This is a genomic window from Longimicrobium sp. (genome assembly GCF_035474595.1).
Classification (GTDB): Bacteria; Gemmatimonadota; Gemmatimonadetes; order Longimicrobiales; family Longimicrobiaceae; genus Longimicrobium.
Genome location: NZ_DATIND010000158.1, coordinates 1 through 11,491, shown reverse-complemented (window position 1 = coordinate 11,491; position 11,491 = coordinate 1). Strand labels below are relative to the sequence as shown.

Sequence of the window (11,491 nt, the reverse complement as noted above, 5' to 3'; positions counted from 1 at the left end):
AGACGCCTTCGCCGACCTCCCGCTGATCGGCTTCGACGACGAGCCCGCGGCCGCCCCCGGGCCGCCGGCCGCTCCGGCGCGCGGGCCCGACCCCGCGCGCTTCGGCGAGGTCTCGCTCGACGAGTCGACGGTGGACTTCGGTCCGGGGGAGGACGACGAAGACGAGCCGCTCCCGCTGATCGACTTCGACTCGCCCGCGCCCGCGCCCGCCACGCCGAAGCCGGCCGCCGCGCCCACCGCGCCCCCCGCGCCCGTCATCCCCGACCGGCTGGAGGAGCTGCGCAGCCGGGTGGCCGCCGCCCCGCACGACGCCGCCGCGCGCGAGGCGCTGGTGCACTCGCTGCACGACCACGGGCTGGGGCACGAGGTGCCGGCGCTGCTGGAGGAGATGCACAAGACGCTGGCGGGGCAGGGGAACTACCTGGGCGCCGTGGGGCCGATCTCCGAGCTCATCCGGCTGCGTCCCGGCGACCCCGTGCTGCTGCAGAAGCGGGTGGAGTACGCCTTCCGCTCCGGCGACCGCGAGGAGCAGGTGGTGGCCTACCTGGCGCTGGGCCGCCACTTCGCCGCGGGCGGTGACGCGCCCAAGAGCGAGGCCGTGTTCCGCCGCGTGCTGGAGCTCGATCCCGAGAACCAGGAGGCGCGCAACGCGGTGGCCGCCGCGCAGGCCGCCCGCCCCGCCGCGCCCGCGGCCCCGGACGCGCCCGCGCAGCCGCAGGCGCCGCGCGGCGACGAGTACGTGGACCTGGGCGCCCTGATCCTGGGCGAGCCCGAAGACCGCGAGCCCACCACCCGCTTCGTGGTGGAGGAGCACGAGCCCACCGGCGACGAGGACCGCGACTTCGCCGAGATGCTGGCCCACTTCCGCCAGAAGGTGGCCGAGAACATCGAGGTGGAAGACAGCGACAGCCACTACGACCTGGGCGTGGCCTTCAAGGAGATGGGGCTGGTGGACGAGGCGATCGCCGAGTTCCAGGTGGCGCTTCGCGGGGGCGCCAACCCGCTGGCCACGCTGGAGATGCTGGGCGCCTGCTTCGTGGAGAAGGGGCAGTACGCCGTTGCCGGCCGCGTGCTCGACCGCGCGCTGCGCATCACCGGCGCCGCCGACTCGGACCTGGTGGGCGTGCTCTACCAACTGGGGCGCACCGAGGAGGCGCTGGGCCATCCCCGGCAGGCGATCGACTACTTCGAGCGCGTGCTCTCGGTGGACATCCGCTTCCGCGACACGGCGCGTCGCATCGAGCAGCTGAAGACGGCCACGCCGCTTTGACACCCCGGCGGGCCGGGTGTAGGTTACGGCACGCCAACACACGGATTTACAGACGGCAACCGCCGCCAGGCATGACGCTGCGCACCGCACCCATCCGGCTCTCCGACATCCACGCGCCCGTCCGCGACCGCCTGGACGGCGTGGTGGACGAGATCCGCCGCATCGTGGTGAGCGACTTCGCGCCCATCGACGAAGTCAACCACTACCTGATGAAGATCCGGGGGAAGCTCTTTCGCCCCGGGCTCGTGCTGCTGTGCGACCAGCTGAACGGCGGCGCCAACCCCACCGCCGAGACCCTCGCCGCCATCATCGAGTTGGTGCACCTGGCCACCCTGGTGCACGACGACGCGGTGGACCACTCGGTGCTGCGCCGGGGGATGCCCACGGTGAACGCGCTGTGGAGCCACCAGGTGGCCATCATCATGGGCGACTACCTGTACTCGCGCTCCATCAGCGAGATCACCCGCCTGGGCGACCTGGAGCCCATCCGCGTGATCGCCGCCGCGGCCAACGCCATGACGGTGGGCGAGATGCGCCAGCTGGTCTCGCATGACGCGCTGGGGTTCGGCGAGGGCGACTACTTCCGCCTGATCGACAGCAAGACGGCGTCGCTGATGTCGGCCGCCTGCGAGATGGGCGCGCTGACCGGGGCCCCCGAGCACCGCGACGCGCTGGCGCGCTACGGCACCGAGCTGGGCCGCGCCTTCCAGATCGCCGACGACCTGCTGGACTACACCGCCGACTCGGCCGACACGGGAAAGCCCAGCGGGCTGGACCTGCGCGAGCACAAGGTCACGCTCCCGCTCATTCACGCGCTGCCGAAGCTGTCGAAGGCGGAGCGGGCCGGGGTGGAGGCCTTCTTCCGCGACCCCGAGCCCACCGACCCGGCCATCCACGAGGTGGTGGAGATGGTGTCGCGGCACGGCGGGCTGGAGTACGCGCGCGGGCTGGCGCTGCAGTCGGCGCAGCGCGCGCACGAGGCGCTGGAGGGGCTTCCCGAGGGGCCCGCGCTCGAGGCGCTGCGCGACAGCATCGTGTACGCGGTGGAGCGCCGCCGGTAGCGGCACCGCATTTGCCGCAGCGCGGCGGCGAGAGACGTCTTGATCGGACGCGAGTGAAACTGGAACCGGGTGGGGAGGTGAGATGAGCGCGACACGCTCGCGGAGGATGGGGCGGCTCCTTGTGGTGGTGCTGATCGGGCTGCTGCTGGGTGCGCTGCTCTCGGAGCTGTGCGTGCGCTTCATGCCCGACAGCTCGGCGCGCACCTTCTTCACCACGTCGGTGGCGGCCGCCTTCGGGCCGCTGGTGATCGACCTGGTGGCGGTGGGGCTGACCCTGGGGCCGCTGGTCATCCGGCTGGACTTCCTGAGCGTGCTCGGGGTGCTGATCGTGGCGCTGGCCGCGCGGACCTGGCTGTAACGGGCGCGAAGCCGGCCGGCAGGTTGCGAAAGGGGAGACCGCGCCGTCTCCCCTTTTCGCGTTTCGCCGACTCCAGTCTACGGAAAATTTGCCACGCAAACACTGGGAGAGACGTCATCCTGAGGCCGGCCACACCGTACTGTTCGCGTTACGGGTGCCTGCAGGCCGAAGGATCCATAGCCGCGGCCGGCACTCAGCCGCCTTGACGCTCCAGCCTCGTGGAAGCCGATGCCATCCAACGATCGGTACTACATCTACGTGATGTCCAACGTCAGCCGCACGCTGTACATCGGGATGACGAACGACCTGGTGCGCCGCGTGTGGGAGCACAAGCAGAAGGCGGCTCCGGGCTTCACGGCCACATACAACGTGACGCAGCTGGTCTACTTCGAGGAGGCCGCGCATCCGCAGGTGGCGATTGCGCGCGAGAAGCAGCTGAAGGGGTGGCGGCGCTCGCGTAAGATCGCGCTGATCTCGGCCGCGAACCCCACGTGGCGCGACCTGTCGGACGATGAAGGCTTCTTCACGCCGATCCGCTGATTCCCCGTCGTTGCCTATAGATCCGGGCGTCTTGCAGAGTGACATGCGGGACCGGCTATGGATCCTTCGGCCTGCATCCTACGCTGTGGGATCAAGCCCGGTGTGGCCGGCCTCAGGATGACGTCGGCGCGGGGCGTGTTCCGGTGCCTGTACGGCACATCGCGATGATCGCTCCCGTCCCTTGAGAGCGCGGCACGGCGCGCGTTAAGTTACCCGTGGTACATCAACCGCAAGCCTTTGCCTGACGGATACATGCGCTCCGACGAGATCCGCGCCGCGTTCCTGGACTACTTCGCCCGCAACGGGCACGAGGTACGCCCCAGCTCGTCCCTGGTGCCGGCCGACGACCCCACGCTGCTGTTCACCAACGCGGGGATGGTGCAGTTCAAGAAGGTGTTCCTGGGGATGGAGAACCCCGGGTACACCCGCGCGGCCACCAGCCAGAAGTGCGTGCGCGCCGGCGGCAAGCACAACGACCTGGAGAACGTGGGCTACACCGCGCGGCACCAGACCTTCTTCGAGATGCTGGGGAACTTCTCCTTCGGCGACTACTTCAAGCGCGACGCCATCCGCTTCGCCTGGGAGCTGCTGACGGTGGACTTCGGGATGGACCCCGGCCGGCTCTGGGTGACGGTCCACTACACCGACGACGAGGCGGCCGCGCTCTGGCAGGAGATCGCGGGACTGCCGGAGACGCGCATCTTCCGCCTGGGCGACAAGGACAACTTCTGGCAGATGGCCGACACCGGCCCCTGCGGCCCCTGCAGCGAGATCCACTACGACCGGCGCACGGAGGGGCTCGGCACCGACGTGTCGCGGGAGGAGTTCGAGGAGCTGACCGAGGCCGGCGAGATCCTGGAGTTCTGGAACCTGGTGTTCATGCAGTACGATCGCGACGCGGACGGCAACCTGACGCCCCTCCCCGCGCCGTCCATCGACACCGGGATGGGGCTCGAGCGCCTGACCTCGATCCTGCAGGGCGTCGCGACCAACTACATGACCGACCTCTTCACCGACATCATCGCCCGCGCGGTGGAGATCGTGGGTATCCCGTACGAGTACGACACGCCGCACGGGGTGAGCTACCGCGTGCTGGCCGACCACGCGCGCGCGACGGCGTTCCTGCTGGCCGACGGCGTCTTCCCCAGCAACGAGGGGCGCGGCTACGTGCTGCGCCGCATCCTGCGCCGCGCCGTGCGCCACGCGTGGCTCATGGGCCGCCGCGAGCCCACCTTGGCCGGCGTGGTGGAGGCGGTGATCGACCGCATGGGGGTCACCTATCCCGAGCTGCTGGCGCGCCGCGAGTACATCGTGCGCAACACCCGCGCGGAGGAGGAGCGCTTCCTCTCCACCATCGACGCGGGGATGCGGCGCTTCGACGAGGTGGCGCCCGCGGGCGCGACGGGGACGATCGGCGGCAGGGAGGTCTTCAAGCTCTACGACACCTGGGGCTTCCCGGTGGACCTCACCGAGCTGATGGCGCAGGAGCGCGGCTACGGGATCGACCTGGAGGGCTTCGAGGCCGAGCTGGACGCGCAGCGCCGCAGGAGCCGCGAGGACCGCGCGGCCAGCGGCATCGCGGTGGAGGCGGACGCGCTGTCGGACGGGTGGGAGATGGTGGGCGACGCGGCCGGGGCGGAGCAGGAGTTCGCCGCCTACCGCGCCACCTCGCTGGAGACCGACATCCTGGCCTACCGGCGGATGGACGACGGGCGCATTGCCCTGCAGCTGCGCGAAAACCCGTTCTACGCCGAGAGCGGCGGGCAGATCAGCGACACCGGCCACGTGCGCGGCGACGGGTGGACGATGCGCGTGAACGAGGTGCGGAAGGTGTCGGGCCGCGTCGCCGTCATCGGCCCGGTCGACGGCGACTTCTCGGCCACGCCGGTGCGCGCGGAGGTGGAGGAGTCCACGCGGCGCGACACGGAGCGCAACCACACGGCCACGCACCTGCTGCACGCGGCGCTGCGCACCGTGCTGGGCGAGCACGTGCACCAGATGGGCTCGCTGGTGTCGCCCGACCGGCTGCGCTTCGACTTCTCGCACAGCGGCGCGCTGACCGACGACGAGCGCCTGCGCATCGAGGAGATCGTGAACCGCGAGATCTGGCGCAACGACGCGGTGCGGACCGAGGAGATGGCGCTGGACCAGGCCCGCCAGCGCGGGGCGATGGCGCTGTTCGGCGAGAAGTACGGCGACCGCGTGCGCGTGGTGGAGATCCCCGGCTTCAGCATGGAGCTGTGCGGCGGCACGCACGTGCGCTCCACCGGGCAGATCGGCCTCTTCCGCATCGTCGGCGAGTCGGGCGTGGCGGGCGGCGTGCGGCGCATCGAGGCGGTGACGGGCCCCGGCGCGTACCAGCTCGTCCTGCGCGACGAGCGGACGCTGCGCGAGGCCGCGGCCGCGCTGAAGACGCGCGAGGAGAACCTTCTCCCCCGCCTGCAGCAGGTGCTGGCGCAGGGGCGCGAGCTGCAGAAGCAGCTGGAGAAGGCGCGCACCCAGGGCGGCGGCGACGCGATCGCCACCCTGATCGAGGGCGCGCGGAGCGTGGACGGGACGAAGGTGATCGCCACGCCCGTGGACGCGGAGAGCGCCGACGACCTGCGCGCGCTGGGCGACGGCGTGCGCGAGCGGCTGGGGAGCGGCGTGGCGGTGCTGGCCAGCGGCGGCGAGCGGCCGATGATGCTGGCGGTGGTGACCGACGACATGATCACCCGCGGCGTCCGCGCCGACGCGGTGATCCGCGAGGTGGCGGCGCTCGCGGGCGGCAAGGGCGGCGGCAAGCCGCACATGGCCCAGGCCGGCATTGGCGACCCGAGCCGCGTCCCCGAGGCGCTCGGGAAGGTGGGGGAGATCGTGGGCCGCCTGCTCGCGGGCGGAACGAAGTCCTGAGTCCTGAGTCCTGAGTCCTGAGTGGATGCAGGGCAGTGAGATGCCCCACTCGAGGACGTCATCCTGAGGCCGGCCACACCGTCGCCTGGGTGCGATGATGACGGCAGGCCGAAGGATCTATCGCCAGTCCCGGCACACCGTTACGAAGGCGCACGATTGCCGTTGTCGTCCGACACGACCGAGTCAACCTCCGCCACCGCGGCGTGGCTGCGCGAGCGCGTGCCCGCCACGCCGCCCGCGCTGCTGGACGCCATGCTCGCCGCCCTCCCCGCGGACGCGCACGGCACCGTCGCCGACACGCTGGCGGCGGCGGCGCTGCGGCTGTACGCCCAACTCCGCGGCGGCGCCAGCGACCGCGGAGACGCCCTCCCGCTCCTGGCCGCCGACGCGCTGCTCACGCACGCCCTTCAGGCGCAGGCCGAGGCCGATCCCGGCGGGCTGGCGGCGTTCTGCGAGCGCTGGGGCGCCGGCGGCGCGCTCGCCGAGCTGGCGCCGGACGCCTGACTCCGCATCACCCGACAACGAAAACGCCCGCGCCGGTCCAGCCGACGCGGGCGTTTTCGTGTCAGTTGCGAGCGCTGGTTCATCCAACCGACCGTCTTCCCTCTCGCGTTGTTTCCTGAGTCGTCCCCGCGCTGCGCGCGTCCAGGGAGGATGAAAGGAGATCGGTCACGAGCGCTGATGCCACGGAATGAGCGGATCAGCCTCGCGCAGTTTGCGAGGCTTCCCGTAGTCGTTGCTGCGACTTCATCAGTCGCCGGTGATCGGCTGTGGCCCACACAGGCACATGCGGCGTCCGGGGGATTGGCAGGCTGAGCTGAGGGCGAGGCTGGCTCTCTCGCACCGATGCCGGGCAGGAATTCCGTGCGCCGGAACCGAGTGACGTGCTGGGCCGGCTATGGATCCTTCGGCCTGCAACCATCTGCGTCGGATCGGGTTGCGGTGTGGGCGGCCTCAGGATGACGTCTGCGGGGAGTGTGGCGCAGCAAAGTCATCGCAAATTCCATCATCTTCCCCGAACCTCATCGTGCTTGCCGCGAGTGGGGCTGATGCCAATTATCTGCGCGTTCCAAGAATGTGCCGGATCGATGTATCCCCGTCTTCCTCCCATCCGCCGGAAAGGAAATCCGCATGCCCGAATCCCATGAGTCCGCACGGCCGGGAAGCATGGCCGGAAAGAACGTCATCCTCTTCGTGACCGATCAGGACCGGGCGATCCAGCACTTTCCGCCGGGGTGGGCGAAGGAGAACCTTCCCGGCCTCACCCGCTTGCAGCAGAACGGCCTCACCTTCGAGAACGCCTTCACCAACTCGTGCATGTGCTCGCCCGCGCGGGCCACGCTGATGACCGGCTACTTTCCCGCGCAGCACGGGGTGAAGTACACGCTCGAGGAGGACATGGACGGCCCGCGCTACCCGCAGGTGGAGATGCCGCTGGACTACCGCAACCTCGCCTCGGTGATGCAGGCGGCCGGGTACACCGTGGTCTACAAGGGGAAGTGGCACCTGAGCAAGATGACCGGGGACGTGTGGGTTCCGAACGACGTGGGGCAGTACGGCTTCACGCGCTGGAACCCGGCCGACGCGGGCGCCAACCAGGACATCCCCGAGGCGGGCGGCGGCTATCCCGACAACGATGCGCGCTTCATGAACGACGACGGCGACTGGGAGGCCGGCCACGAGGGCGTGCTGGCGTACCTGCGCTCGGTGGCGGCGCAGCAGCAGCCGTTCTTCATGGTGGTCTCGCTGGTGAACCCGCACGACGTGCTCTTCTATCCCAAGACCTACAAGCAGGCCGCCTACACCGACAACTGGCTGAAGGGCGACATCGAGCTTCCCGCCACGGTGCACGAGGACCTGTCGACCAAGCCCGGCTGCCAGAAGCAGTTCCGCGACCTGTTCGCCCTCACCGGGCTGCTGGACAGCGACGAGAAGAAGCGCAACTACCTGAACTTCTACGGCAACCTGATGCGCGCGTCGGACGACCGGCTGCTGCAGGTGCTGGACCTGCTGGACCAGGTGGGGCTGACCGACGACACGGTGGTGATCCGCACCGCCGACCACGGCGAGATGGGAATGGCGCACGGCGGGATGCGGCAGAAGAACTTCAACTTCTACGAGGAGGCGATCCGCGTTCCGCTGGTCTTCTCCAACCCCAGGCTCTTCCCGCGCGAGCAGACGTCGCGCGCGCTGGTGTCGCACGTGGACTTCCTGCCCACGCTGGCCACGCTCTTCGGCGCGCCGCCCGGGGCGCGCACCGGCTGGCAGGGCGTGGACTACGCCGGGGTGGTGCTGGACCCCGACGCGGCCGCCGCGCCGCAGGGCTACGTGGTGTTCACCTGGGACGACTGGCAGGCGGGGCAGGCCAGCCCGCCGTACGTGGACCCGCCCAACCACATCGTGAGCATCCGCGAGGAGCGCTGGAAGCTGGCGATGTACTACGACACGGCGCGGCTGAACCCCGTTCCGCCGCAGTGGGAGATGTACGACCTGCTGACCGACCCCGACGAGTGCGTGAACCTGTGCTGGGAGGGCCACCAGCGCACCGAGGAGCAGGAGCGCGAGTACCTCCGCCTGCGCAGGAAGCTGGAGGAGGTGCAGAACACGCGGCTGCAGCCGCTGGGCGCGGTGGCCTGACCCGGGCCGGCACCCGGACGAACGTGCCCGCGCCGGATCGCTTCCGGCGCGGGCACGATGCGATCTGGGCGATGCCCCCTGTGCCGATCCGGCGCCGCGCCGTTCTCCGACGATTTTCACGGGCTCCGGCGCGCCCGGCAGCCAGCGGCGCATTTCCCGCGTTCCGCTGTGTCAGGAGGGCGGAGGAATGCGCGGATGCGGGGGAGCAGTCCCGCAGGGACTTTGTGCAGTTTTTGCCGCGAATTCATTCGCCTTCCCAACTTTGGCCGCGCAGAGATTTCACTCCTGGCCGCGATCGTGACCATCCCCTCACCCGCACCCGATCCGCGCGAACCCGGCCGCCTGCGCGCGCTGGCGGCGGATGTGCGGGCGCTGCCGCGCGAGGCGTGGGTGGTGTTCGCGGGAACGTTCATCAACCGCTTCGGCTCGTTCGTCCTCACCTTCCTCATCCTGATCCTCGTCCGCCGCGGCTTCACGCCGGCGCAGGCGGGGCTCGCGGCGTCGATGTACGGCGTGGGCGGCATCGGCGCGGCGATGGTGGGCGGGCACCTGGCCGACCGCATCGGACGGCGGCGGACGATCGCGCTGTCGATGTTCTCGTCCGCGGCGGCCATGCTGGCGCTCTGGCGCGCCGGGCCGCTCCCCGAGGTGGCCGCCGTCACCGCGCTGGCCGGCTTCTGCGCGGAGATGTACCGCCCCGCCGCCGCCGCGCTCCTGGCCGACGTCACCCCGCGCGGCCGCCGCGTGGGCACCTACGCGCTCTACCGCCTCTTCATCAACGTCGGGTTCGCGCTGGGCCCGGCCACCATGGGCTTCTTCGCGCAGCGCTCCATCGGCGTGGTGTTCGTGGGCGATGCGGTCACGTCCGTGCTCTACGGCCTGCTCGTCCTCTTCCTCATCCCCAGGCGCGTGGACCAGGGCGTCGCGATGGATGGAGATGCGGATGCGCCGCGCGGGCCGTCGGCGCTGCGGCTGATCGCGCGCGACGGGGCGATGGTGGCCTTCCTGGTGGCGATGACGATGATGTCGGTGGTGCACACGCAGGACATGGCGTCGGTGCCGCTGGAGCTGGGCGCGCGCGGCTTCACCACCGCGCAGTACGGGGTGCTGATCTCGCTGAACGGCTTCCTGTGCGTGCTGCTGGAGCTTCCGGTGGCGGCGGTGACGGCGCGGATGGTGGCCTGGATCCCGCTCTCGGCCGGGGCGATACTGATCGGCTTGGGCATCGCCGCGACGGGCGTGGCGCACGGCGTTCCCGCGTACGTGGTGACGGTGCTGCTGTGGACGCTGGGCGAGGTGATCGCCTTTCCCGTGGCGCACGCGTTCGTGGCGGACCTGGCGCCGAAGGGGCTGCAGGGGCGCTACCAGGCGTCGCTCGGCTTCACGCAGGCGATGGCGTTCGTCATCGCGCCCGCGGCCGGCGCGGCGCTCTTCGGCTGGAGCCGCCCGGCGCTGTGGGCGGCGTGCGCGGTGCTCGGCGTCGCCGCCGCGCTCACCTTCTCCGCCGTGGGCCGCGCGCGCCGCGTCCGCACCGTGGGCGAGGAGATGGCCGCGGCCGAGATCGCGGCGGAGTGATACCGGCAATCACCTGGGTATGACGAACGCACAGAGAGACGTCATCCTGAGGCCGTCACACCGTCCCCTTTCGCCTGCACGGGCGGTTGCAGGCCGAAGGATCTATAAGCGAGGTCGCACGTGCGGTTGCCGGATTGCACAATGGGTCTCCGAATGCGGAGTGACGGCCGCCGCGCGGGTGCCGCATCCCCATGAACTTCAGGGAGGTTGGATGAAGATGAGATTCGCCGCCGTGATGCTGCTCGTGCTCGCCGCGTGCTCGAAGGATTTGGATGATGGGAAGGCCGCGCCGCCGCCACCGCCCGCACCCATGGCGGATTCCCCCGTCCCCGCACCGGCGGACTCGGTGTGGATCCTGGACGCGAACGGCGTCGGTCCCGTGCGCGTGGGGATGGACGTGGCGAGTCTGGCCGCCGCGGTGCCGGGCGGGCTGCGCGAGACGGCGAAGCTGGAGCCGGAGTGCGCCCTCCTCTTTCCGCGGACGGGTCCGCGCGGGCTGAGCCTGATGCTCGTGGAGCGCAGGGTCGTCCGCGTCCAGGCGCGCGACAGCAGCACGCGCGTGGCCACCGCGCTCGGCGCGCGCGTCGGCGACAGCGAGGCGCGCGTGCGGCAGCTGTATCCCGGCGCCCGCGTTCAGCCGCACAAGTACGTCGAGTCAGGCCACTACCTGGTCGTCATCCCCGGCGCACCCGCCGACACGCTGCACCGCATCGTCTTCGAGACCGACGGCAAGGTGGTGACGGAGATGCGCGGCGGCGTCTTCCCGCCCGTGGAGTGGGTGGAGGGATGCTCATGATGCCGCGGTTCAGGCGATCCGGAATCCGCGCGTCTCGTCGAAGTCACGTGCTGCCGCGGCTATGGATCCTTCGGCCTGCAACCGCTCGTGTGGCCGCTGATGACAGTGTGGCCGGCCTCAGGATGGCGTCGGGCGGGGGGCGGGGCGGAAGCGCGGCAGCGGGTTTTCGGTATTGGATGTGGCGATCACCTGTGCATCACAAACGCACAGAGAGACGTCATCCTGGGATTGCCCCACGGTGGTGGACACCTCAATAAGCCTGTAGGTTCGGGCGAGGAGGTGGTCCATGGCTGAGAAGCGAAGGCAGTACACGCGCGAGTTCAAGGTGGAGGCGGTGCGGCTGGCGACGAGCGGAGAGAAGA

Annotated in this window: 10 protein-coding genes; 9 read left to right on the top strand and 1 reads right to left on the bottom strand. The window is 70.5% G+C overall.

Annotation, left to right across the window (positions count from 1 at the left end):
• The 9 genes from VLK66_RS28090 to VLK66_RS28050 all read left to right on the top strand — a co-directional run.
• On the top strand, positions 1-1,270 hold a 1,270-nt coding region (locus VLK66_RS28090; protein WP_325312841.1), incomplete at its 5' end, for a tetratricopeptide repeat protein.
• Positions 1,271-1,341: 71 nt separating this feature from the next.
• Entirely contained in the window at positions 1,342-2,331 is a 990-nt protein-coding gene (locus VLK66_RS28085; protein WP_325312840.1) for a polyprenyl synthetase family protein, read from the top strand.
• 82 nt (positions 2,332-2,413) lie between these two features.
• Positions 2,414-2,689 (top strand): hypothetical protein, encoded by a 276-nt coding sequence (locus tag VLK66_RS28080; protein WP_325312839.1) that lies wholly within the window; start codon positions 2,414-2,416, stop codon positions 2,687-2,689.
• A gap of 228 nt (positions 2,690-2,917) precedes the next feature.
• Complete coding sequence (locus VLK66_RS28075; protein WP_325312838.1) at positions 2,918-3,229, top strand: GIY-YIG nuclease family protein; 312 nt, start codon at positions 2,918-2,920, stop codon at positions 3,227-3,229.
• A gap of 252 nt (positions 3,230-3,481) precedes the next feature.
• Positions 3,482-6,121 carry an alanine--tRNA ligase gene (alaS, locus tag VLK66_RS28070; protein WP_325312837.1) on the top strand — a complete coding sequence of 880 codons (2,640 nt, stop codon included), beginning with the start codon at positions 3,482-3,484 and terminating at the stop codon, positions 6,119-6,121.
• 162 nt (positions 6,122-6,283) lie between these two features.
• Positions 6,284-6,625: a hypothetical protein gene (locus VLK66_RS28065; protein WP_325312836.1), complete on the top strand. Its 342-nt coding sequence runs from the start codon at positions 6,284-6,286 to the stop codon at positions 6,623-6,625.
• A 627-nt stretch (positions 6,626-7,252) separates the two neighbouring features.
• Positions 7,253-8,758, top strand: a complete 1,506-nt coding sequence (locus tag VLK66_RS28060; protein WP_325312835.1) for a sulfatase-like hydrolase/transferase — start codon at positions 7,253-7,255, stop codon at positions 8,756-8,758.
• Between the two features lie 297 nt (positions 8,759-9,055).
• The gene (locus tag VLK66_RS28055) at positions 9,056-10,333 is read left to right on the top strand and encodes an MFS transporter (RefSeq protein ID WP_325312834.1); all 1,278 of its coding nucleotides are present in this window, start codon (positions 9,056-9,058) and stop codon (positions 10,331-10,333) included.
• A gap of 211 nt (positions 10,334-10,544) precedes the next feature.
• A complete protein-coding gene (locus tag VLK66_RS28050; RefSeq protein WP_325312833.1) occupies positions 10,545-11,129 on the top strand; it encodes a hypothetical protein in 585 nt (194 codons plus the stop codon).
• Positions 11,130-11,246: 117 nt separating this feature from the next.
• Here VLK66_RS28050 and VLK66_RS28045 read toward each other — a convergent pair.
• Positions 11,247-11,491, bottom strand: a 245-nt coding sequence (locus VLK66_RS28045; RefSeq protein ID WP_325312832.1) for a hypothetical protein, incomplete at its 5' end; no start/stop codon positions are given.

Coding starts and splice junctions, on each gene's coding strand:
- alaS (WP_325312837.1), top strand. CDS start 3,482: ATGCGCTCCGACGAGATCCGCGCCGCGTTCCTGGACTACTTCGCCCGC.
- VLK66_RS28080 (WP_325312839.1), top strand. CDS start 2,414: ATGAGCGCGACACGCTCGCGGAGGATGGGGCGGCTCCTTGTGGTGGTG.
- VLK66_RS28050 (WP_325312833.1), top strand. CDS start 10,545: ATGAAGATGAGATTCGCCGCCGTGATGCTGCTCGTGCTCGCCGCGTGC.
- VLK66_RS28075 (WP_325312838.1), top strand. CDS start 2,918: ATGCCATCCAACGATCGGTACTACATCTACGTGATGTCCAACGTCAGC.
- VLK66_RS28060 (WP_325312835.1), top strand. CDS start 7,253: ATGCCCGAATCCCATGAGTCCGCACGGCCGGGAAGCATGGCCGGAAAG.
- VLK66_RS28085 (WP_325312840.1), top strand. CDS start 1,342: ATGACGCTGCGCACCGCACCCATCCGGCTCTCCGACATCCACGCGCCC.